The organism is Sulfurospirillum cavolei (assembly GCF_001548055.1).
GTDB lineage: Bacteria > Campylobacterota > Campylobacteria > Campylobacterales > Sulfurospirillaceae > Sulfurospirillum.
Map to the genome: position 1 here is coordinate 954,514 of NZ_AP014724.1, position 23,728 is coordinate 978,241.

Consider the following 23,728-nt stretch of genomic DNA (forward strand, 5'->3'; position numbering starts at 1 on the left):
GAGTTTTTTAATTATCTATCCTATTTAATATGCAAAAAGAGCATGTTAACGTATCGATCGGATTTTTAGAAAACTTATGGATACAAATATGTGATTTTTGCATAATTCTTCACATGTAAGGAAAATGCAAAGACTCTATTGACAAGGGGAAACAACATGTTAAAGAAAACATTGATTATTAACGGGGTGAAAACGACGTTGGTTGCGGATATGGAAGAAAAACTATCCGACGTCTTACGAAAACAACTGAAACTTACCGGTACAAAAGTAGGTTGTAACAGCGGCGAATGCGGTACGTGTAGTGTTATTCATAACGGTAAGGTCGTCAGATCGTGTCTTTTAAAAATGAAAAAATTGGAAGAGTACGATGAAGTCATTACGATCGAAGGCGTAGGTACGAAAGACAAACTTCACCCGCTTCAAGTTTCGTGGATGGTTCACGGCGCGGCACAATGCGGTTATTGTACTCCCGGATTTATCGTTTCGGCTAAAGCACTTCTCGATCAAAACGTCAATCCTACCCGTGAAGAAGTTCGTGATTGGTTCCAAAAAAATAAAAACCTCTGCCGTTGTACGGGATACATTCCTTTGGTCGATGCGGTTATGGATGCAGCAAAATTAATGCGCGGCGAAATTCAAGTCAAAGATATTTGGAAACAACTCCCAGACGGTGCTTCTTTAGTCGGTTCTGAATTTATCCGTCCTTCCGCACTTGCCAAAGTTATGGGTACGTGGGATTTCGGTGCGGATTTAGGACTTAAACTTCCTGAAAATACCTTACATGCTAAAATCGTTCAAGCCGAAGTTTCTCATGCTAATATTCTCTCCATCGATACCGAAGAAGCGAAAAAAGTTCCGGGCGTCGTTGCCGTTTTGACCTATAAAGACGTCAAAGGAACAAACCGCATTAACGGTTTGGCGTTCCCTACCAACAAAGGCGACGGTATGGACAGACCGATCTTGAACGATACCAAAATCTTCCAATACGGCGATGCGATTGCAATCGTTTTAGCAGAAAACGAGAAAGCAGCACATGCGGGTGTCGATAAAGTCAAAGTTGAATTAGAGGTTTTACCGGCTTATATGAATGCTCCTGACGCGATGGCGGACGATGCGATTGAAATTCACCCCGGTACTCCAAACGTCTATTTTACTAACCATATCAGCAAAGGTTCCGAGACGGCTCCGATCATGGAAAAAGCTCCGTATGTCGTTGAAGACAGTTTCTATACACAACGCCAACCGCACTTACCGCTTGAGCCGGATGTCGGCTTTGCGTACGTTGACGATGAGGGTAAACTTATCATCCATTCAAAAAGTATTGCGCTTCACTTCCACGCTTTGATGATTGCCGAGGGTGTGGGTATGAAAGCCGAGAACGTTTATATTGTTCAAAACAACACGGGTGCGACGTTCGGTTATAAATTTAGTCCGACGATGGAAGGCTTGCTCGGCGTTGCGACGATGGCGACGGGAAGACCGGTTTATCTTGAATTCAATATGAAACAACAAATCACTTATACGGGTAAACGTTCACCTTTCTGGACGACGATGAAAATGGCGGCCGATAAAGAGGGTAAAATCTTGGCGTTAGAGTCTGATTGGAGCGTCGATCACGGTCCATACTCAGAATTCGGCGACTTGTTAACGCAACGCGGTTTCCAATTCGGCGGTGCGGGTTATATGATCCCGAACATTCGCGGTAACGGACGTACCGTTTGTACCAACCACGGTTGGGGTTCAGCATTCCGTGGATACGGCGCACCTGAAATTATGTTCCCTTCTGAAGTGTTGATTGATGAATTAGCGGAAAAAGTCGGTATGGATCCGTTTGAATTTAGATACAAAAATATCTACAGACCGGGCGATACGACACCGACGGGATGCCAACCGGACGTTTATTGTTTGGAAGAGCTCTTTGAAAAATCCAAACCGGTTTATGAGTTAGCTAAAAAAACGGCTAAAGAGAAAAATGCGAACGCCGCTCCTAATAAAAAATACGGCGTGGGCGTTTCCGTGAATATCTACGGATGCGGTTTGGACGGTCCGGACTCTTCTGAAGCATGGGCTGAAATTACGAAAACGGGTGTAGCGGTAGGTAACTCATGGGAAGATCACGGTCAAGGTGCGGATATCGGAACATTGACGTATGCACATGAAACGCTCAAACCGTTGAACCTTAGACCGGAACAAATCGATCTTGTGCTTAACGATATGACCAAAACACCTAATAGCGGACCAGCCGGCGGTAGTCGTTCTAACCTTGTCACCGGTAATGCCACGGTTGTTGCATGCCGCAACTTACTTGAAGCGTTGAAAAAACCGGACGGTACGTATCGAACGTATGATGAAATGGTTGCCGAAGGAAGAGAACTTAAATATATGGGTAAATGGACGGCTCCATGTACGGATACGCCTCCGACCGACGGACAAGGAAATCCGTTTGCGGGTTACATGTACGGCGTGTGCGTTGCCGAAGTCGAAGTCGATACGTCAACGGGTAAAACGAACGTTGAGAAAATGATGTTAGCTTCCGACGTCGGAACGATCATCAACAAACTCGTCGTCGACGGACAAATGTACGGCGGATTGGTACAAGGTATCGGTTTGGCGTTAACGGAAGATTTCGACGATTTGAAAAAACATACGACCTTGACCGGATGCGGTATTCCTAAAATCAAAGACGTTCCGGACAATATTGAGTTAATGTACACCGAGTATCAACGACCGAACAACTTCTTAGGTGCTTCGGGTGCGGGTGAAATGCCTCTTGCGGCTCCTCACGCGGCGATTATCAACGCCATTTACAATGCGTGCGGCGCACGGGTAACACACTTACCGGCACGTCCTGAGAAAGTTCTAGCGGCTTTGAAAAAATAGTCTATCGCCGCTAAATTCCTCAACAAGGCACACCGTGCCTTGTTGAGCTTTGTGTTTAACGCGATAAAGAGGAGATCAAGAATGGATTTAGATCAATTATTAGAAATTAGCAATCAATGTATTCATTCAGAGCCTCCCGTATGCGTTGCATCATGTCCAGTTCATATGGACGTGATCGCATTTGTATCTGAAGTTGAAAAAGGTAATTTTTCCGGTGCCTATAAAATGATGGAAAGTAAAATTCCTCTTAGTCGGCTTATCGGAAAGATTTGCGATCATCCCTGTGAAAAAGCATGCGTTAGAAGTCATGCGGGCGGAAGTATCCGCATCGGTGAACTTGAAAAAAGCGTGGTTACTTTTGGCTATAGCGCACCTAAAAAACCGTTACTTTTGCCTAAGAACAAAGGCAATATCGCCGTTATCGGCGGCGGATTAAGCGGATGCGTCGCGGCAATCGAGTTGGATAAAAAGGGCTATAAAGTCGCTCTTTTTGAAAAGTCGAACCGTTTAGGCGGAAGGTTATGGGAGTATGTTTCCAAGGGTTTGGAAGCGCGCGAAATTGAAGAAGAGCTCGGCATGATCGAGCAAAAAGGCATTGCGGTGCATTATGGCGTCGAAGTGCTTGAAGAAGATTTACCTCGTTATTTGGAAACGTACGATGCGATCTATTTAGGTGCACGCACGTGGAGCAAATCCTATACCGTCGATCCGCACTCGTTTCAATCGGAAATTTCAGCTCTCTTTATCGGCGGAGGCATTCAAAATCCAAACGCTTTAATGATCGAATCGGCAAGTTCCGGGAAGCGCGCCGCCGTATCGATCGATCGTTATATAACCCAATCTTCGATGCTGGCTTCAAGGGAGCGCGAAGGCGTTTTCGAGACGAAATTGCACTATGCGACGGATCAGGTCGCACCGCTTGCAAGCGTGCCTTTAAGCGCGTCGATCTATTCTCAAGACGAAGCGGCGGCAGAGGCGAGTCGTTGTCTTAAATGCCAATGCGACGCTTGTATTAAAGCGTGCGTTCATATGCAACGATTTTCCATCACTCCCGATAGTTATATCCGCAGTATTTGCCATAACGAACGCATCGTTTTAGGCACGCGTCGAGCAAATTTGATGATCAATTCTTGTACCGAGTGCGGCTTGTGTAAAGCCGTCTGTCCCGTGGGCATCGGTATGGCGGATATTATCCATGCGACGCGCGAAAGTATGGTCAAACGCAACAAAATGCCGCTTTCGGCGCATGATTTTGCACTCAAAGACATGGCATTTAGCCAAAGCGACTATTTTTCGTTGGTTCGTAAACAGCCGAGCAAAGAGGCGTCAAAAGACCTTTTTTACTACCCGATGATTGCATTTTCGGCGTACGCGAGAGGTTTGTACAAAGGTTCGGGAAAAACGGGCTATCTTTTTTATCCCGGATGTCAACTCAGCTCGACGCACACCGATTATATCGGCTCGATTTACAAACATCTCGTCGGAGTGATTAAAGAAAAAGATGCTATGAGCGACGTCGGGCTCTTTTTAGGATGTTGCGGCGCACCTGCCGATTGGGCGGGAAGAGGGGATTTGATGCACGACAACGTCGAAAAGATACGCCAAACATGGGAAGCAGAGGGTCGTCCGACGTTTATTTTGGCGTGTTCGAGTTGTGCTTCTACGTTTGCCAAGTATTTGCCGATGATTCAAACCGTTTCGTTATGGGAAATTTTCGATACGTACGGTTTGCCCGAAGTGGATATTAAAAAAGGCAAGCGCGAGCTTTGCATTCACGATGCGTGCGCAATAAGAGATAATCCCAAAATTCACGAAAGTATCCGCAATATCGTCAAGACTTTAGGGTACAGCGTTCAAGAACTCGAATACTCCAAGGAGAAGACGAAGTGTTGCGGTTACGGCGGTTTGGTTGCTTGCGCCAATCCCGAACAAGCCGAGGAGTTTGCGGCGGATCGAATCTGTGAGAGTGATCCGGACGTGTTGGTTTATTGCGCGATGTGTAAAGATATGTTGGTCAAGGGCAACAAGAGGGCCTATCATATTTTAGACATTATCTACGCCAACGAAATCAACCAAGAGACGCCTCAAAAAATGCCTACGCTTTCGGATCGTCAAAACAACCGCAAACGTTTGAAACGACAACTCTTAAAAGAGATATGGAATGAAGAAGAGGAGGGTGCGATGGATCCGACGTATGATTTTGCACTGCATATTTCAGATGAGATCACGGCATTGATGGAGAAACGATTTATCTTGCTCGGCGACGTGGAAAAAGTGGTGGCAAACTCTCTTTCGCATCAAGAGCGATTTTTCAATCCGAAGAGTTCGGATTATCTTGCGCGTCTTAGGATTCAAAACGTTACTTATTGGGTTCGTTATGAAGAATCGGGACGCGATATTACGGTTAAAGACGCGTACATGCACCGCATGGAAGTCGTGGAAGGCTGAACATGAACGAGCACATCGATACAACAACCGAGTGGGTATGCGACAAATGCCGCCAAGCGTTGGTGTCGCAAAAAGTCAAAGTACGTTATCTTGACGGTAATTTTGAAGTCGATCTTCTCAAATGCCCTACATGTCAAATGGTTTTTATTAGCGACGAGTTGGCAATGGGGAAAATGCTTGAAGTCGAAAAAGGTTTGGAGGATAAGTAGGTGAACGTCTACGAAAGCCCTTACATGCAAGAAGCCACGGGCGATACGTTACGTCCCGGAGGCTTCACGCTTACCGAAGAAGCGGTTCGCTTTTGCGCTTTGAGCAAACGCGATCGTATTTTGGACGTAGGATGCGGTATGGGCGCGACCGTTTCGTATTTGTATCATGCTTACGGTATCAAGGCGGTCGGCATCGATCCTTCCAAAAAACTGCTCGAAAAAGCTCGCCGAAATAATCCTTTCGCTTCGTTCGTTCAAGGGTTTGGGCATGATCTACCCTTTGCCGACGAAACGTTCACGTGCGTTTTTGCCGAGTGTACCTTGTCGTTAATGCATGATTTGCAAGGCAGCTTAGACGAAATCTATCGCGTTTTGGCGCACGGAGGATGGTTCGTGCTAAACGACGTGTATGCAAAAAATCCCGAAGCCCTCAAGGCGATGGATAACTTTTCCGTTACCTCGTGTATGCGGGGAATGCACGATTTAGCATCGTTGCAACAGGCGTTGCAACGTGCCGGTTTTGATGTGATGTTGGTTGAAGATTGCAGTGGGTTATTGAAAGAGTTGATGGTAAAAATCATCTTTTCGCATGGCTCGATGAGTGCGTTTTGGAGCAAAACGATGGAAGACAAGACGGCACAAACGTCTTGTTCGTTTGACCAACGTATTACGCAATGCAAACCGGGCTATTTTAGAATGATCGTGAAAAAAGGAGACTAAAGCAATGGATGATTTATCGCTACGATTATTTCGCCTTTCCTCGGCATGGTTTTGCTGTGCGCAAATCATGTATAAGCTTGCGCTTGAAGACGAGGGCATCGAAAACGACGATTTGATACGCGCCGCACAAGGGTTGTGCCGAGGAATCGCCGATACGCAACAAACATGCGGCGTTTTAAGCGGCGGTATCGGCGTTTTGGGATTGTACGGCGCTAAGGGCAAAGAAGAAGAGAGCACCCAAGAGAATTTCAAAGCAATGTTAGACGAATTTCATACGTGGTTTACGACGGAATTTGGCTCAAGCCAATGTGCGGTGCTTATCGGAGAGAGGGATTTTCACGGTCTCGATCAAAGCTACAAGCCCATTTGCGCGGGAATGATCCAAAAAGCGTACGTCAAAGTATACGAAATTTTACAAGAGCACGGTTACGAATACGGCAATAGGGAGTCGATGCCATGACGTTAAGCCCTTTGGTGCATACGCAAAGTTTATGTCCTATCTGCTTACGCTCGGTGGAGGCTTTTATCGTTCAAGAAGACGATAAAGCGTTCATGCTCAAAACTTGTTTGGAGCACGGAGCGTTTGAGACGATCGTGTGGCGCGGTAAAACACCGATGCACGAGTGGGTACGTACCAAAGAGCGAGCTTTTATCAACCATCCGATCACGCCGATCGAAAAAGGATGCCCGTTTGATTGCGGGCTGTGCAGTGCACACCGACAACATACATGTACGGCACTGATCGAAGTGACGAAACGCTGCAATTTAAAGTGCCGTTTTTGCTTTGCCGATGCCTTGGACGCGCCTAACGAAGATCCGAGCTTAGAGCAGTTGCGCTTTCAGTTTGAGAGTATTTTCAAAGTTTCCGGTGCGTGCAATATCCAACTCTCGGGAGGCGAGCCTAGCGTACGGAACGATTTGGACGTGATTGTTCGCATGGGGCGGGAAGCGGGTTTTTCGTTTATTCAACTCAATACCAACGGTATCCGCTTGGCGCAAGACGAGGCTTACGTCAAAGCTCTTAAAGAGGCGGGGCTAAGCTCCGTCTTTTTACAATTTGACGGCGTCGACGATGCGATTTACCGACATTTGCGAGGACGTGCGCTTTTTGAGGTGAAATGCCAAGCCATCGAAAATTGCAAAAAATACGGTATCGGCGTCGTGTTGGTTCCGACGATCGTACCGAAAATCAATGATCACCATATCGGTGAAATTGTTCGTTTTGCGATAGGTCGTTCTCCGGCCGTCAGAGGCGTGCATTTTCAGCCCGTGAGTTATTTCGGACGGATTCCTAATCCTCCCAAAGACGAAGATCGTATCACTCTACCCGAAGTGATGGATGCCCTTTGCGAACAAACCGACGGTATGATCTCTTTGGCGAGCCTACAGCCTCCCGGATGTGAAAATGCGCTTTGTTCGTTTAACGGCAATTTTCTGATCGAAGAGGGAGTGTTAAAACCCGTAACGAAACGCGCGGCATGTTGTTCGCCAGAGAGCGAAAAAGCCGAAGTCGGAGCCGCGAAAGCTAAAGCGTTCGTGGCACGAAATTGGTCGTATCAAAAACAGACGCCAAGCGAAACGTTCTCCGATTGGGACAAAATTCTTAGTGCCATTCAAAACAACTCTTTTAGCCTTTCGGGTATGGCGTTTCAAGACGTGTGGAACGTCAATTTAGAGCGTATTCGGGATTGTTGCATTCACGTCTCCACCGCGGAGGGAAAGTTGATTCCTTTTTGCATGTACAATCTGACCAATACCCGAGGCGAATCTTTATATCGCGACGTAAAGAGGCTTTCATGAACGTTACGCCGCTTGAATCTTGGATCCAAGAACGCATGCATCTTGCACGGCCGAGTCAAGAAGCCCTTCGTGCGTACCAGCTCGAAAAAGTGCAAACAACGCTTCGGTACGCCCAAAGTAAGAGCCGTTTTTATCGCGAACGTTTGGGCGAAATCGATTTAGATGCGATCGATTCTTTCAAAGCGTTCGAAACGATCGCTTTTACGACGCCTGATGATATTCGGCGCAACGCTTACGATTTTTTGTGCGTTCCTACGCATGAGATCGAACGCATCGTGACCTTAAATACGTCGGGTACGACCGGCGATGAAAAGCGTCTTTTTTTTACGCACGAAGATTTGGAAACGACGATCAATTTTTTTCATTACGGCATGCGTTGTTTGGTCGACGAGCGCGATAAAGTGATGGTTTTGCTTCCAGGCCCTTCGTTTGCAAGTATCGGCGATTTGTTGAAAAAAGCACTTCAACGAAGCGGTATCGAGTGCATCGTTCACGGCGTTTTAGACGATGTCGAAGCCGCTGCGGCATGCATTTTTCAAAACGGCATTACCGCAATCGTGGGAATTCCGATGCAAGTATCGTATCTTGCGCGCATGAAAAAAGAACTGTTTGACACGCACATCAAAAAAGTGCTTTTAAGTACGGATTACGTTGCCGACGCGCTTGTAAAAAGCCTTTCTCGTAACGGTACATGTCAGGTTTTTAACCATTACGGTATGACGGAGATGGGGTATGGCGGAGGCGTCGAGTGCGCTTGTTTGAGCGGTTATCATTTACGGGAAAACGATCTTTATTTTGAAATCGTCGATCCGATGACGGGCAAAGTCGTTGAAGACGGCACGTACGGGGAAGTCGTTTTTACAACCTTAAACCGCCAAGCAATGCCGCTTATTCGCTACAAAACGGGCGATAGGGCGCGTTTTTTGGTTGAGCCTTGTGCGTGCGGTACGTTTTTGCGTCGAATGGAAAAAGTGCGCGGACGTATCGAAAATACCTTAAGCGTTGAAGGGCACGAGATAACGCTCAGAGATTTGGACGAAATCTTTTTGGCATACAAATCGCTCATGGATTATCGCGTCGAATGTTATGATCCTAACCGCTTACATGTGCGTTTGGTTTTGGATAAAAACACGGATGCAAAGGCCTTTCAAAATGCCCTCAAACAAGAGTTACATGTACGTTTTCAATCGAAGTTCGATTTTGAGATCGAAATCGAAGAAGACGATAGATCTTCTAAAATAACCCGAAGTATGATTAAACGAAAAATACACGATTGCAGACAAGGAGCGAAGCGATGAAAACGATTGTCGAACATATAATAGAGAGCTTAAACGAACAACACGAAATCGTTACGGCAACCATTTTACACAAAAGCGGATCGGCCCCTAGAGAAGCGGGCACGAAGATGGTTATTCGCAAAGATTCCTCGATTGAAGGGACGATAGGCGGAGGAACGCTCGAAGCGATGGCGATACGATTGGCTCCGGAAATTTTTCAAAGTAAGCGCAGTGCGATCGAAGACATCGAATTGACCGATGAAGACGCAAAAGCCGCCGGCATGGTGTGCGGAGGAGAGGTTAGCGTGCTTTTGGAACATATCGACGCTTTGGATATTCCGCAGTTCAATATTTACCATAAAGCCCAAGAGCTTAAGGCTTCGGGCATTGATTTTATCATGATCACGAATATTACGCAAAGCAGTAAACGCATCGGCGGAAAGCACAAATGGATATGCACGCAAAACGAGCTTTTCGGTGCGGACGATAACGAAGTTCAAAGCATCGCAAAAGAACTTCGCGAACACTTTTACCGGATTAAATTTCACCTTTACGTCGGTAAAAGCCGTTATATGATCGAACCTTTTTACGCGATGGATCGGCTCTACATTATCGGTGCGGGGCACGTTTCCCAACAAATCGCGTTGCTTTCCAAAAGTTTGGGTTTTTACACCGTCGTGCTGGACGATCGAGAAGCATTTGCCAATAAAGAGCGCTTTGCGAGTGCCGACGAAATTCACGTCGTCTCCTCTAGCTATGAAGATTTAGCGCAAACAGTGGGCATTCCGCCGAACAGTTACATCGTTATCGTAACGCGCGGCGTCGATAAAGTCGTGTTGGAGCAAGCGTTACGCATGAATGCGAAGTACATCGGTATGATCGGTAGCAAGACCAAACGCAATTACGTGTACGATTTGCTCTTGCACGAAGGCTTTTCGCAACAAGAACTCGATGCGGTACATTGTCCGATCGGCGTGAGCATCAATGCACAAACGCCCGAAGAGATCGCCATTAGTATCGTTGCCGAATTAACGCTAGTCAAAAGGGCGTAACCATGGCAAAAGATACCGTTGCCGCTTTAATTATCGCGGCGGGATACTCTTCGAGAATGCACGATTTTAAACCCTTACTCTCTTTTGAAAAAACCAATGCGATCAAGCGTCTCGTTCAAACCTATGAAACGTTTGGGATCGAGCATATTTACGTGGTAGTAGGATATTTAAAAGAAGAAATTATCGCAACGCTTAGGGGCTATAACGTTCATATCGTCTACAATGAGGCGTTCGATCAAGGGATGTTTAGCTCGATTCAAAAGGGCATAAAAGCGATGGACGAAACCGTAGAAGCGTTTTACATGAATCCCGTGGATATTCCGCTCATTAAAACGCAAACGCTGGAGCGTTTATACGAGGCGTACGTTCGTGAAAAAAAAGGGGTTGTCTATCCGGTCTTTTTAGGGCGTAAAGGTCATCCGCCTTTGATCGATCGAAAGTATCAAAATGCGATTCTTTCAAGCAAAGGCGAGGGCGGTTTGAAAAACGTTTTGGAAACGTTGGAGCACGATGCTTTACATGTCGACGTATGCGACCAATCGATTTTGATGGATATGGACGAAAAAGAGGATTATTTTGCTCTTTTACGTTACGATGCGATGAACGTTCCTACCAAAGAGGAGTGCTTGGCGATCATGCGTTTAAACGACGTTCCCGAACCTATTATCAAACATTGCGAAGCGGTCGGTAAAACGGTATTGGCACTGTTGAACGAAATTTCACTATGCCATCTCGTGTTTGACAAAAACGCACTTTTAGCGGCGGCGTATTTGCACGACATCGCACGGCAAGAAAAAGATCATGCCAAGGTCGGTGCGGAAAAGCTGTGTGCCATGGGCTATGAAACGATCGGCGATATGATCGCGACACATATGGACATTACGGTGGATCGCAAAGCACCGTTAAGCGCGAACGAGTTATTGTTTTTAGCCGATAAACTGGTGTGCGAAACAGAAGTGTGCGGGTATGAAAAACGTTTTGAAAAGGCACTGAAAAAATGCGAAGGAAATCTCGAAGCACAACGCCATATCGCCCAACGTTTGGAAGCCGTTAAAATGATTATCGCTAAGATCGAACAATGTACATGTAAGGTTTTTGCTTATGGTTGACACGGTGTATCTCTTGCGTCACGGGCATATCGATAACGGAGACGAAAAGCGGTATTTGGGGCAAACCGACCTTGGACTCGATGCTTTAGGTATCGAGCAAGCGTACGCTTTACGCGAGGCGTTTCAATCGATTCGTATCGACGCCGTCTATACCAGCCCTCTTAAACGTTGCGTCAAAACGGCGCACATTATTTCGCAAGAGTATCGTATCGTCGAAGCGTTTCGCGAGATCGATATGGGAGCGTGGGAAAATAAGACGATGGCGGAGATTCGATCACACGATCCGGAATCGTATGCGAAAAGAGGGGAAGATTTGGAATATTTTACGCCGCCTTGCGGCGAAAATTTTCACGCCGTGGCTCTGAGGGCAAAAGAAGCTTTCGACGCAATTACCTACGAAGCGATTCATTCGAGCGTGATTATCGTTGCGCATGCGGGGGTCAATCGCGTGCTGCTTTCAACGCTCTTAAACCTTCCGATTCAAGAGATGATGCGCATCGATCAACCCTATGCCTGCGTCAATCGTTTAACGAGGCATCAGGGAACGTGGCGGTACGCAAGAGGTTTTTAAAAAACCTCTCGGTTTAGCCGACTTTGGCTTTTTCGAGCTTTTTTCGCTCAACTTTCATGCGGTCTTGGAACTTTTTACTGCGATCTTTGGCAAAAAGCTGCATATCTTCAACCTCGTCCATCTCGTCCACGATTTCAACACCCAAAAGTGTCTCGATCGCATCTTCAAGCGTAACGACGCCCGCGGTTTGACCGTAGCTGTCGAATACCACGAAAAGGTGGGTTTTACGTTTGACGAATTGGTCGATCAGGTTGGGAACGGGTAAATTCTCGGAAACCATATGCACTTCATACGAGATTTGCTCCAAGGTCGTCGAGTCGTGGTCTTCCACGCTCTCTTCTAAAATACGTTGATTAAAGACGATACCCACGACATCGTCAAGCGTTTCGCCGAAGATGGGAATACGCGAGTGAATGTACATGCGATCGTCTTCGATCGCATCTTCGATGGTGGTGGTCGCAGGCAGTGCAAACACGACGCTTCTTGGCGTCATAATGTCTTTGGCTTTAATGTTTTTCAGTTTTAAAAGATTTTCGATCAAATCGCTCTCTTTACTTAAGATCGATCCCTCTTTTTCGCCCATGGCGACAACCGCCATAATCTCGTCGCGCGAATAATTGCTTTGATGTTTTTTATTGCGGGAAATATAGTTCGTCAAAAGCGAAGAAACCCATGTAAAAGGCGTCGTAATCGTGATCAAAAACGAGATCATATACGCAGAAGGAATGAGTAATTTTTTCCAGTATAAAGCACCGAAGGTTTTAGGGATAATTTCGGAAACGTATAAAATCAGTAACGTTACGGCAAAAGCAACCGCCGTTTGCCACTCCTCTCCGAATAAAATTTGTGCTTGCGCTCCTACGCCCGCCGCACCCATCGTATGGGCAAAGGTATTGAACGTTAAAATCGAAGAGATAGGCTTATCGATGTTGTTTTTAAGCTCTTTGAGCAACACAATAGCGTTTTCGTTGGTCTCTTTAGGAAGCGTCTCGATATAAGAGTTGGTGCTTGAGAGCAGAACCGCTTCAAGGACGGAGCAAAGAAAGGAGATGAAAAGAGCAAGGGAGAGATACACAATCAGTAGCGTCATAGGATTGCTCCTAGAACAAAAAACGTTAAGCTACACGAGTCCGGGTCGCTTGGGGTCATACGAAATTCCTTTATGAAATAATTGATGGAAGTATTATAGCATAAACTGGATGCTACTTCTTTTGGGCTTGGAAGACGAGCGCGATCGAATTGACGCAATGGCGCGTGTTTTTGGGCGTAAAACCTTCGTCTTCGAAAACATGTCCCAAGTGCGCCTTACAGGCGTTGCAGAGGATTTCCGTGCGCCTGCCGTCGCGGTCTTTTTCACGTTGGATCGCTTGAGGGATTTCATCGTCGAAACTCGGCCAACCGCAACCGGAACGGAACTTGTCTTGTGAGCGAAAAAGCGGCGTAAGGCAACGTTTGCACAGGTAAACGCCTTCGTCGTAAAAGTCGTTGTATGCTCCCGAATAGGGCATTTCCGTGCCTTTATGAACGATGACGCGTTCTTCTTCGGGTGTGAGAGGCATAAGGTTCATCGTCACTCCTTTCTATGATGAAAAATTGGGCAATGCGTTTTTTACCGTACGTCGTTTATAGCGTAGATCGGATAAAAAAACCGTTAGAATTAGGCGCTTTCATGTTTGGCTAAGCTTCTTAGCTTTTCGATGAACGCTTTTTTCCCGATAAACGACAACATGTCGCCTTCGCGAATTTTATAACTTTTTTCGAGGGAAAATTGCCAATTATCGCGTGTTTTGCAGGCGATGAGGTGAATTTCGTTTTCAAACTCCGTTTCGATTTCGCCGATCGTTTTGCCGATGAGCGAACGGGTTGCGATCAGTTTGGCGATTTTAATCGTACTGCTAAAATCGATTTGGTCGATGACGACGTTTCCCACAAGGTTTTCGACGAGTTTTTTGGCGGATTCGCGCTCGGGATAGATGACTTTAAAGGCTCCGAGCCTTGCTAAAATCTCCCCGTGCGTCAACGTAATCGCTTTGGCGATAATCGTTTTGTTTTCAAGCTCTTTAAGTGCCATCAGGGTCAAAATACTCGCTTCGATATTTTCGCCGATGCTGATAATGACCGTATCGAGTCCGACGACGCCGGCTTCTTTTAAAGCACGAATATCGGTACTGTCTAAAACGACGGCATCTTCGATAAATTCGCTGATATCTTGGATTTTATGCGCATCGTTGTCGATGGCGATAATGTCCATACCTTGCTCCGCCAAACCTTTGGCGATGTGAAAACCGAATTTTCCTAGTCCGATGACGGCATACGTTTTCATAAAATAATCCTTCCTTCAGGGTACTGTACATGTTTGATTTTTTCTTTTCCGACGATCAAAAAGCCGACGGCAAAAATACCCATACGTCCGATGAGCATCAGTGCGATGACAAGCGATTTTCCTACAAGATCAAACGTTTGCGAAAGACTCAATACGTCGCCGTTTCCGACCGATACGCCCACGGTACAAAATGCGGAGACGACTTCAAAAAGCGTCGGCAAAAAAGTGCTGTGTTGCGTTTGCACCAAGACAACGGTCGCAAGGATGACGATAAACGAAGCAACGAAAATAATCGCGGAAGAGCGATGAATCACTTCGGCGGAAATCGTGCGTTTAAACGCATGCGGAGGTTGGTTGCTGATTTTGATCGTGTGCAATGTTGCGATAATCAAAACGGCGACGGTGGTGATTTTGATACCGCCCGCCGTACTTCCGGCACCGCCTCCGATCATCATAAAAATCGTCGAACAAAAAAGCGACGTATCGCTGAGTTGCGATAAATCCAGACTGTTAAAACCCGAAGTTCGAAAATTGACCGAGAGAAAAAAGCTGTTTAAAAAGCGATGCTCGAGCGAAAGATGACCGAAAAAGCTCGGATTGTTCCATTCGATCGCCCCTAAAAGAAGCATTCCTAAAAGCAGCAAAAGCACCGTACCGACCAACGTGATTTTGGTGTGAGCAGAGAGCATAAAACGTTGGTGCATAAGTTTTGCGTGAAGCTCAACCAAGACCAAGTAGCCAAGTCCTCCTAAAATAATTAATGCACCGATCGTCAAGAGAATCGTCGCGTCGGTTTGGTAGCCCATCAAATTGTCTCTAAAAAGCGAAAAACCGGCATTGTTAAACGCTGCGACGCTGTGAAAAAATCCTTGCCATAAAGCTTTAGGAATCGACATGTGCGTTGAAAAGCGTAAGGCCAAAATGAGTGTGCCCGCAAGTTCGATAATGAAGGTAAAGAGAAAGACCTTACGTAAAAAAATAGGAATATCGTGGTTGGCGTAGTTGAGCGACTCTTTGGCAAGATTTTTTTCGTGGATATTGAGGCTTTTTCGCATAAAAAGGTAAAAAAGCGAAACGATACTCATGTAACCCACGCCTCCGATTTGCATTAAAAGCACCAAGATCGCTTGTCCGAAGATGCTAAAACTTTCCGGCGTTATTTTCACGATCAGTCCCGTCACGCACGTTGCGGACGTCGCCGTAAAAAGGGCGTCGATAAAAGCGAGCTTGCCGTGATGCGCAAAGGGAAGCATCAATGCGATCGCGCCGGCCAAAACGACCAAGAGGTAGCTTAAAAAGATGATCTTAAGCGTCTTTTGATTCATTCGGACTCCTTTGTACCGTGGCTTGAAAAACGGTACCCGATACTCGATTCGGTAGAAATATATTCGGGATAGGTCGAATTTTTTTCGATTTTTTTGCGCAACGAGTTGATATAGGTGCGAAGGTATTGCATCTCGTTTTGATAACCCACGCCCCAGACTTCTTTTAAAATTTGGCGATGCGGTAGCACTTTGTCGGCGTTTTTCATCATATAGGAAAGCAGGGCGTATTCGGTCGGCGTCAGTTTCAGCAATGCGCCTTGAAGCGTGACTTGTTTTTGATTGAAATCGATCGTTAATTCCTTACATGTAAGAATGGCATGCGGCGGTTCGGGATGGATTCGACGCAAGGTCGAGCGAATACGCGCCAAAAGTTCGCTGGTGGAAAAAGGCTTCGTCACGTAGTCGTCCGCGCCCAAATCCAACGCCGCGATAATCTCTTTTTCGTCGTTACGCGCCGAAAGCACGATGATGGGTATTTTACTTTGTTTACGTATCTTGGCGATGAGGTGTTTTCCGTCGCCGTCGGGTAGTCCTAAATCCAAAATGACCAAAAGCGGATTGAGGCTTAAAACGTCGCGTTTGGCAGACGCAAGATCGTGGGCGTGTTTGCTTTTAAAACCGTATTCTTGGAGTGAAATCGTCAAAAGTTTTGCGATGGCTTCGTCGTCTTCGACGATGAGGATGCATTCGTTTGCCATTATTCCGCCTCGTTATGCAATTGGGTAGGGTATTTGAGAATCGGCAAGGTGATTTCAAAGCAGATACCGTTGTCTTTGTTGTACGCTCGAATCTCTCCGCGATGGGCTTGGACGATACTTTGGCAAATAAATAAGCCGATGCCGCTGCCTGAAATTTCTTGATTGTCCTCGGCACGGTAAAATTTATCGAAAATCGTCTCAAGCGTACGCTCGTTGAGAGGATTGCTCTCGTTGAAAAAGAGGATGCGAATGCGATCGTCTTCTTGTTTGAGTTTGATGTAAATTTGTTTGTTTTGGTTGGAATATTTAAAAGCGTTATCCAATAAGTTGGCAAAAAGCCTTCCCAAAAGGTTGTAATCGCCCCAGTAAAGTGGTAGCGTCGGATCGATGAAAATGTGCAACGAGCGTTTGATATGCGCATCGTCAAAGTCTTTAAGCGCGACGCCGAGCAAATCTTCAAGATCGCACCACTCCATTTTAAGTTCGAGTTTTTTATCTTTCAGTCTGGCATTGTCTAAAAGGTTGTTGATGAGGCGATTCATCTTGTCGGAGCTGTTTTTGATGTCGTTGAGCAACGTTTTTTGGGTTTCGGGACTTAATTTCTGATCTTCCAAGAGGAGGGTAATCGAGCCTAAGATCGAAGATAGAGGCGTTTTAAGATCGTGTGAAATCGTATTGAGCAAGATCTCTTTCATCTCGTTGCGTTTAATTTTTTTGGCTTGCCACGTAATGACGTATCCGAAAAAGAGGAAAATCGCAAAGGTCCATACGTGAATAATGTCATACACGTTAAACGTAAAAACGGGAGGGACGTAAAGGTAGTTAAAGAGCAAAACGCTGATCGAAGCGATAAGCGTGGTACGTGCATAATTTCCCTCTAACGCAATGACGATAATCGGAATAAAATGAATCAACGCAATGTTGATCAGTTCCAAAGAATCGTAAAAAAGCAGACAAATGCTCGTCACGAAAGCCAGAGCCGCGAGTGTCGGAAGCGTGTAACGCGAGTCAAAAAACATACCGGCTCCTTTTTTATCTTTGTCACGCCTTTGAAGCAAAGCTCCAAAGACTACGCTAACGCTGAGTTTTGCTCGGCGCAACGCCCGCGCACCTTCGGTGCTTTGTGCCTTTGTCACGCCTTTAGAGCAAAGCTCTAAAGACTACGCTAACGCTGAGTTTTGCAAGACGCAACGCCTGCGCATTTTTACCTTACATGTAAAAGATTGTAAAGCATTTATTATAAAGCACAATTCATCAAAAAAGTATCAAAATAACGCCATTTAAGATAAAATAAGCTTCTCAATTTTTAAGGAGAATAGATGAAAAAACTCAAAGGTTTCCGCGGGAAGTATTTTAGCCTAGCGGCGATACTGGCTTTAAACGCGACGATTGCGCTTGCCCAAGAAGGACAAAGCGTCGTCGATAACGAAAAGCAACTCAGTACGTCTAAAGCCGAAGCTTCCTCCGAGACGACGGAACTGCTTGAAGAGACAAGCGCACCCGTTTTGGTCGTCTCAAAAAAGATCAAAGCTCAAAAGTCTGAAGTCTACACCGCTTCTAAATCCTTGGTCAGTGCGACCAACGTCACCGATAATGTCAGCATTATCACCTCCGAAGAACTCTCTTTAAAAGGCATTTCTACTGTTGTTGAAGCGCTCAATACCATTCCGGGCATCAGCTTTACCGCAAACGGGGGGCAAGGCAAGTCTTCAAGCCTCTTTATACAAGGCATGGGCAATAAATACACACTTCTTATGGTAGACGGCGTACGTTACAATGATCCAAGCAATACTTCCGGTGCCGATTTTAGCCATCTTCTCATTCAAGATATTGAGCGTATCGAAGTGATTAAGGGAGCGCAAAGCGGTATTTGGGGAGCAGATGCGGCGGCGGGCGTCGTCAATATTATTACGAAAAAAGCGCAAAGCGGAACGCATGCGAGTGCAGGCGTTGAAATCGGAAGCTACGGGTATCAAAACGTTCATACTTCCGTGTCTCATAAAACCGATAAATTTGATGTCATGCTTACGGTTCAACGGGTGCTTGAAGACGGTTTTAGCGCATATGCGCCTCACGGAGAAGACATCGATCGTTTTGAAGACGATCCTTACCGCAATACGACGATTAACCTAAAAGCGGGTTATTGGATTGATGAGCGTAACCGCATTGAAGCTGGGTATCACGACATTAACGCATTTAATCACTATGACGGTTCAGATCCTTTGACGTATGCGATGGATCCAAATTCGATAGAGCGAAGCGATTTTCGCCAACGCTCAGGTTATGTTAGCTATCACTATTTGATTGCCGATCATACGATCGAGACAACGCTTTCCCAAAGCAATTTTACAAAGAAAAATTTAGATGCGACGTGGGGATTGAACGACTATGAGGGCAAAGTTCCTTCCATAGAGATCAAGGATACGTGGAAATACGCCGATAACGCCAATATGGTTTTAGGAACGTCGTACGAAAAACGAGAACTCAATTATACTTCTATCGGCGATAGCGAAAAAGAACGCGACGAGCATTCTAAAGCCTTATTTTGTAATAATACCAATCGATTTGGAAATATTGTACTTAACGAAGCGTTACGTTACGATAGTTTTAGCGCGTTTGACGATAAAGCAACCGGAAAAATCGGCGCAAAATACCTTGTGAACGATCAATGCGACGTTTATGCCAATTATGCGACAGCCTATAAAACGCCTTCGATGCTGGATATGATTAATCCGTGGGGAACGGCGAATTTTACCCTAAAGCCGGAGACGATTCAAAGTTTTAATGCCGGAATTCGCTATGCCGGTTTTAATATGAATTTTTTTAGAAATGAAATTGAAGATTTGATCAGTTGGGTCGGATACGGAAACGTCAATATCGACGGTACGTCAGTGTTTAAAGGTGTCGAGCTTTCTTATGAACACCAGCTTTTTCAAACCTTGCTGGCGGGAGCGAATTATACGTACGTAGATGCAAAAGATAAAAACGATGCACGGCTCCCTAACGTTCCACGATACCAAACAACGTTTTATACCACGTATATGCCTGTTAAACAGGTGGCTTGGACGTTGAACGGAACTTACGTCGGATCGCGTCAAGACGGTTTTACGACACATGAAACCGGCAATTATTTTGTCGCTAATACCAAAATGACGTACCATATCGATAAAACATGGGACGTGTACGTAAAAGTCAACAACCTCTTCGATCGTTACTATCAAACGGTATACGGATACGCATCGGCGGAACGAAGTTATTATGCCGGTGTTGAGGCGAAATTCTAATGAAACTAAACCTACGACCTTACTTATGGTATAAACTGCTCAATTCCCTCTTTTTCGGCGTAACGGTCGGGAGTGTTTTTGTGTTGTATACGCCGCTTGAGCCTTCGGTGTTTTCTTTGGGCGGTATCGCTTTGGCGATCGGGTTGTTGGTTGTGGCAAAATTTTACGAGAAGATGATGAATCTTCTCGTATTTTACCGCGTTTCGCTGCTCGTCGAAGTCGTAACGCTGTGGAGTGTTTTGGCGTTTTTAGCGTTTAAGATGAGTTATCTCAACGCTTTATTTATCTACCTTTCGTACCAAACGATTTTCGTCTTCGGCGGCTATCTCATCCGTATCGAAACCTTGGCGTTAAAGCGTACCTCATTGCTCTCTCTTGCCGACGTTATGAAACAAAAAGGCTACCTGATCGGTATGATCGTTGCCTATCTTTTTTACAAAGCCCTCGAATGGTGCGGTACGACGCAGAAAATAGAACAAGTTTACGCATTGCATGTTTTGCTTTTAGTGCTCCAAATCGCTATTATCGTATCGGTTTTGAAATCCTTTCGCCAAAGATAAGCTTCCCTTTTACAAAGATAGATTACAATCAAAGTAATTTTTTCATTTAAGGATTATGCTTGCATCGCGCGGACAATACGCTTTTTCACCTTTTCCTGAGCGTCTGTGAACGCTATAAAGATCACAAAGCCTTTATTTACAACGTTGCCGATCAGGAGTTTGAAGTCACGTACGCTAAACTCTTTGACGACGTTTTAGTGCTCTCTCGGGCTTTTAAAGCCAAAAAAATCGACAAAAATTCTAAAGTTATGTTGCTTTGCGACAATCGTTACGAGTGGATCGTAACCGATATGGCGTTGCTTTCGCTCGGTGCGATCAGTATTCCCAGAGGGTGCGACACGCCTACGCAGGAGTTGGCGTTTATCCTTTCGCACTCCGAAGCCGATTTTTTGATCGTCGAAAACGAAAAAACGTATACTCAACACGAAGCTATGCTCAAAAATCAAGAACTCAAAGCGATTTTCATCGTCGAAGCACCCAAAGTGCATTCGCTTCTTAATCATCTTTATTCTTACAATGACCTTTTAAAAGACAAAACCGTTTATCAAGACGACATCGACGCGTTCAAGAAGCAAAAAGAGCGTTTGAGCGAGACGGATACCTTGACGCTGATTTATACGTCCGGAACGACCGGTACGCCCAAAGGCGTCGTATTGAGCCACCAAAACGTGATGTACAACGTTCGCGAACTTCCTCCGCTCATTGCGTTGCAAAGCGAAGACGTATGGGTTTCGATCTTACCTTCGTGGCATATTTTCGAGCGTGCCGCCGAGTACGTCGCGATGTCGCACGGGTGTTGCATCGTTTACTCGACGCTAAAGACGTTTGCGGCGGATTTGGAACGCTATAAACCGACGATCGTCGCGACGGTTCCGAGGCTTTGGGAGTCGATGTATACGAAAATCAATACGACCTTAGAGAAAAAAGACCCCAAAAAAGCAAACATTTTTAAAAAACTCGTTGCGATTTCATCGGCGTACAATCGTGCGGATCGCATTCTCAAAGATCAATTGCCCTGTTTTAAAAAGCCTTCTTTTTGGTTGACATGTCGTACGAAAATACCTGCTTTTTTCCAACGTCTTTTGCTAGCACTCCCCAATCGCTTTGCCAAAAAAAAGCTCTCTTTGGTGCAAGAAAAATTCGGCGGAAGACTACGCCTTGCCGTGAGCGGCGGCGGTACTTTGTCCGATTTTCTCGATGAATGGATCGATGCGATCGGCATTCGTATCGTTAACGCCTACGGTATGAGCGAATGTGCGCCGACGATTGCGGGACGTTCGGTCTTGTGCGACACTTTTTCGACGCTAGGTCCTGTCGTACCTCGAACGCAAATTCGCATCGTCTCAAAAGACGGGGTATATTTAGGTGCGGGTGAAGTCGGCGAAATATGGGTCAAAGGCGAGCAGGTCATGAGCGGTTATTATAAAAACCCCGAAGAAAATGCCAAAAGTTTTAGCGAAGAAGGCTTTTTCAAAACGGGTGATTTGGGAAAACTGACGCTAAAAAATGAACTCGTCATTACGGGACGTTCCAAAGAGATTATCGTGCTTGCCAACGGCGAAAACGTCGATCCGAGCCGTATCGAGTCGACGCTTTCGATGTTGCCCTTCATTACCGATACGATTTTGGTCGGACATGCCAAAAAAGGTTTGGGTGCGCTGATCGTACCCGATTTTGAAAAACTCAAAGTCTATGTGGCGGAGCATTTCGATAAAGCGGTTCAAACGATCGAGCAGGTGATGGAAGACAAGCAAATCGTCGCGAAACTGAAAGGCGAAATGAACGAACTTTTACACCATACCAAAGGATTTAAACCTTTTGAAACGCTGCAAAATATCCACTTTCTGGACAAAGAATTTACCGTGGGAGAAGAGTTGACCAATACGCTTAAAAAGAAGCGACATGTGATCGAGAAAAAGTATCAAGAAATTATTGATAAGTTTATACATTAACCCTCTTGTAAACGTATTTTGCAAGAGGTAAAGGCACCAAAGGCGTGTGGATTTTTAAGATGATCCGGTGTGCGTCGTCTTTAGCGTTTGGCAAAAATCGTATTCAAAGGATAAACGATGGCAAAAGTGACGAGTTACGGTGCGGCCTCTACGGTCACGGGTTCGTGTCATTTATTGGATGTAAGTTCGGTACGGATTTTAATCGATTGCGGTATGATCCAAGGAGCGCAATGGAGGGATAATTATGCCCCTTTGGGGTTTGATGCCGCGAGTATCGATTATCTGATCTTGACCCATGCGCATAACGACCATATCGGGCGCGTTCCCAAATTGGTCAAAGAGGGCTTTCGCGGCGAGATCATTGCCACGGAAGCAACCTTGGATATTGCGTATATTATGTTGCTCGACAGTGCCGCGCTTTTGGAAGAAGAGTACCAAACCCAACTTAAAAAAGCGTTGCGCAGAGGCGAAGAAAACAGCGTGCAAGAGCCGCTTTACACCAAAGAACATGTCGAAATGGTTTTTGCGCGAAAAATGCGTCGAGTCGCGTACGAGCAGACCATAGCCCTTGCACCGTTTCTAAAGATCACGTTGCACAATGCGGGGCACATTATGGGGAGTGCTTACGTGAACGTCGAATACGAAGAAGAAGATGTGCGCAAAAGCATTATTTTTTCAGGCGATTTGGGCAGTAAAAACAGGCTTTTACTCAATGCGCTTACGCCTGCATCGCATGCGCAAACCCTTTACCTCGAATCAACCTACGGCGATCGCGAACACCGCTCCTTGGAAGAGAGCATTCGCGAATTTAAAGAGGCGATCACGCAAACTTTAGATGATGGCGGATGCGTCGTCATTCCTTCGTTTGCGCTTGAACGCACCCAAGAGATTTTATGGCTATTGCATCAGATGCATCAAGAGGGTTCTTTGCGCAATTGCCGCGTCTTTTTAGACAGCCCTTTGGCAATCGAAGCCACGAAAATTTACCGCAAATATCCCGCACAGCTCAATCAGCCCGTAGGCTTACATGTCAGTCTCGGCGACGATCCGTTTTCGTTTCCCGAACTTGCTTTAACGCCGAAGAAAAAAGATTCGATCGAGATTAACGACGTGCAAAAACGTGCGATTATTATTGCCGGAAGCGGTATGTGTACGGGCGGACGCGTGTTACACCATCTTAAACAGCGTATTTGGAATCCGAAAAATGCCGTAATCTTCGTCGGTTTTCAAGTCCAAGGAACGCTGGGCAGAGAGATTATCGATCACGAACCGTTCGTGCGTATTTACGGCGAAGATATTAAAGTGCGAGCTAAAATTCATACGATCAACGGCTTTTCCGCGCATGCGGATCGTGCCGACATGTCGGCGTGGATTGCTCCGATGGAGGGCTTGCATACGATCTATTTAATTCACGGCGAAATCGACAAAATGGAGCTTTTCAAAGCCTATCTTCACGAACGTACGCAGGCAAAAATTCATATCGTGAAACCCGCCGAAACGATTTATATTTAGGCGGCTTT

General features: G+C 45.8%; 20 protein-coding genes. 14 read left to right on the forward strand and 6 right to left on the reverse strand.

The annotated features are described in order from the left end of the window. The first annotated feature begins 156 nt into the window (after positions 1-156). The 10 genes from UCH003_RS04875 to UCH003_RS04920 all read left to right on the forward strand — a co-directional run bounded on the left by UCH003_RS04875 (position 157) and on the right by UCH003_RS04920 (position 12,066). Entirely contained in the window at positions 157-2,880 is a 2,724-nt protein-coding gene (locus UCH003_RS04875; protein ID WP_060825651.1) for a molybdopterin-dependent aldehyde oxidoreductase, read from the forward strand. An 81-nt stretch (positions 2,881-2,961) separates the two neighbouring features. Beyond that, on the forward strand, positions 2,962-5,328 hold the full coding sequence (locus UCH003_RS04880; protein WP_060825652.1) for a pyridine nucleotide-disulfide oxidoreductase/dicluster-binding protein: 2,367 nt from the start codon (positions 2,962-2,964) through the stop codon (positions 5,326-5,328). A 2-nt stretch (positions 5,329-5,330) separates the two neighbouring features. Then, positions 5,331-5,537 (forward strand): DVU_1557 family redox protein, encoded by a 207-nt coding sequence (locus tag UCH003_RS04885; protein ID WP_039672874.1) that lies wholly within the window; start codon positions 5,331-5,333, stop codon positions 5,535-5,537. Next, the gene (trsM, locus tag UCH003_RS04890; protein ID WP_197653543.1) at positions 5,538-6,257 is read left to right on the forward strand and encodes a DVU_1556 family methyltransferase; all 720 of its coding nucleotides are present in this window, start codon (positions 5,538-5,540) and stop codon (positions 6,255-6,257) included. Positions 6,258-6,261: 4 nt separating this feature from the next. Further along, positions 6,262-6,717 carry a DVU_1555 family C-GCAxxG-C-C protein gene (locus tag UCH003_RS04895; RefSeq protein ID WP_060825653.1) on the forward strand — a complete coding sequence of 152 codons (456 nt, stop codon included), beginning with the start codon at positions 6,262-6,264 and terminating at the stop codon, positions 6,715-6,717. After that, positions 6,714-8,057, forward strand: coding sequence for a radical SAM (seleno)protein TrsS (gene trsS / locus UCH003_RS04900; RefSeq protein WP_060825654.1), 1,344 nt, complete (start codon positions 6,714-6,716; stop codon positions 8,055-8,057). Before UCH003_RS04895 ends, trsS begins: the two co-directional genes overlap by 4 nt. Next, positions 8,054-9,355, forward strand: a complete 1,302-nt coding sequence (locus tag UCH003_RS04905) for a DVU_1553 family AMP-dependent CoA ligase (RefSeq protein ID WP_060825655.1) — start codon at positions 8,054-8,056, stop codon at positions 9,353-9,355. The genes trsS and UCH003_RS04905 overlap by 4 nt, the downstream gene beginning before the upstream one ends. Further along, entirely contained in the window at positions 9,352-10,386 is a 1,035-nt protein-coding gene (locus UCH003_RS04910; RefSeq protein ID WP_060825656.1) for an XdhC family aldehyde oxidoreductase maturation factor, read from the forward strand. The genes UCH003_RS04905 and UCH003_RS04910 overlap by 4 nt, the downstream gene beginning before the upstream one ends. Before the next feature lie 2 nt (positions 10,387-10,388). Next, positions 10,389-11,495 carry a DVU_1551 family NTP transferase gene (locus tag UCH003_RS04915; RefSeq protein WP_060825657.1) on the forward strand — a complete coding sequence of 369 codons (1,107 nt, stop codon included), beginning with the start codon at positions 10,389-10,391 and terminating at the stop codon, positions 11,493-11,495. After that, positions 11,488-12,066, forward strand: a complete 579-nt coding sequence (locus UCH003_RS04920; protein WP_060825658.1) for a histidine phosphatase family protein — start codon at positions 11,488-11,490, stop codon at positions 12,064-12,066. Before UCH003_RS04915 ends, UCH003_RS04920 begins: the two co-directional genes overlap by 8 nt. 13 nt (positions 12,067-12,079) lie before the next feature. Here UCH003_RS04920 and UCH003_RS04925 read toward each other — a convergent pair whose 3' ends face one another. From UCH003_RS04925 to UCH003_RS04950, 6 genes are all read right to left on the reverse strand, one after another. Then, the gene (locus tag UCH003_RS04925; protein ID WP_041963307.1) at positions 12,080-13,156 is read right to left on the reverse strand and encodes a CNNM domain-containing protein; all 1,077 of its coding nucleotides are present in this window, start codon (positions 13,154-13,156) and stop codon (positions 12,080-12,082) included. 112 nt (positions 13,157-13,268) lie between these two features. After that, positions 13,269-13,634 (reverse strand): methionine-R-sulfoxide reductase, encoded by a 366-nt coding sequence (locus tag UCH003_RS04930; RefSeq protein WP_060825659.1) that lies wholly within the window; start codon positions 13,632-13,634, stop codon positions 13,269-13,271. A gap of 89 nt (positions 13,635-13,723) precedes the next feature. Further along, positions 13,724-14,389, reverse strand: a complete 666-nt coding sequence (locus UCH003_RS04935; RefSeq protein ID WP_060825660.1) for a potassium channel family protein — start codon at positions 14,387-14,389, stop codon at positions 13,724-13,726. Next, on the reverse strand, positions 14,386-15,714 hold the full coding sequence (locus tag UCH003_RS04940) for a TrkH family potassium uptake protein (RefSeq protein WP_060825661.1): 1,329 nt from the start codon (positions 15,712-15,714) through the stop codon (positions 14,386-14,388). The genes UCH003_RS04935 and UCH003_RS04940 overlap by 4 nt, the downstream gene beginning before the upstream one ends. Beyond that, complete coding sequence (locus UCH003_RS04945) at positions 15,711-16,412, reverse strand: response regulator (protein WP_039672852.1); 702 nt, start codon at positions 16,410-16,412, stop codon at positions 15,711-15,713. The genes UCH003_RS04940 and UCH003_RS04945 overlap by 4 nt, the downstream gene beginning before the upstream one ends. After that, positions 16,412-17,431 (reverse strand): sensor histidine kinase, encoded by a 1,020-nt coding sequence (locus tag UCH003_RS04950; protein ID WP_039672850.1) that lies wholly within the window; start codon positions 17,429-17,431, stop codon positions 16,412-16,414. The genes UCH003_RS04945 and UCH003_RS04950 overlap by 1 nt, the downstream gene beginning before the upstream one ends. 300 nt (positions 17,432-17,731) lie before the next feature. On the opposite strand from UCH003_RS04950, the gene UCH003_RS04955 reads away from it, so the two are divergent. From UCH003_RS04955 to UCH003_RS04970, 4 genes are all read left to right on the forward strand, one after another. Beyond that, entirely contained in the window at positions 17,732-19,696 is a 1,965-nt protein-coding gene (locus tag UCH003_RS04955; protein WP_060825662.1) for a TonB-dependent receptor domain-containing protein, read from the forward strand. Beyond that, the gene (locus UCH003_RS04960; protein ID WP_060825663.1) at positions 19,696-20,256 is read left to right on the forward strand and encodes a hypothetical protein; all 561 of its coding nucleotides are present in this window, start codon (positions 19,696-19,698) and stop codon (positions 20,254-20,256) included. The genes UCH003_RS04955 and UCH003_RS04960 overlap by 1 nt, the downstream gene beginning before the upstream one ends. Before the next feature lie 59 nt (positions 20,257-20,315). Then, positions 20,316-22,208 (forward strand): AMP-dependent synthetase/ligase, encoded by a 1,893-nt coding sequence (locus UCH003_RS04965; protein ID WP_060825664.1) that lies wholly within the window; start codon positions 20,316-20,318, stop codon positions 22,206-22,208. Positions 22,209-22,325: 117 nt separating this feature from the next. Then, complete coding sequence (locus UCH003_RS04970; protein ID WP_060825665.1) at positions 22,326-23,720, forward strand: MBL fold metallo-hydrolase RNA specificity domain-containing protein; 1,395 nt, start codon at positions 22,326-22,328, stop codon at positions 23,718-23,720. Positions 23,721-23,728 lie beyond the last annotated feature (8 nt).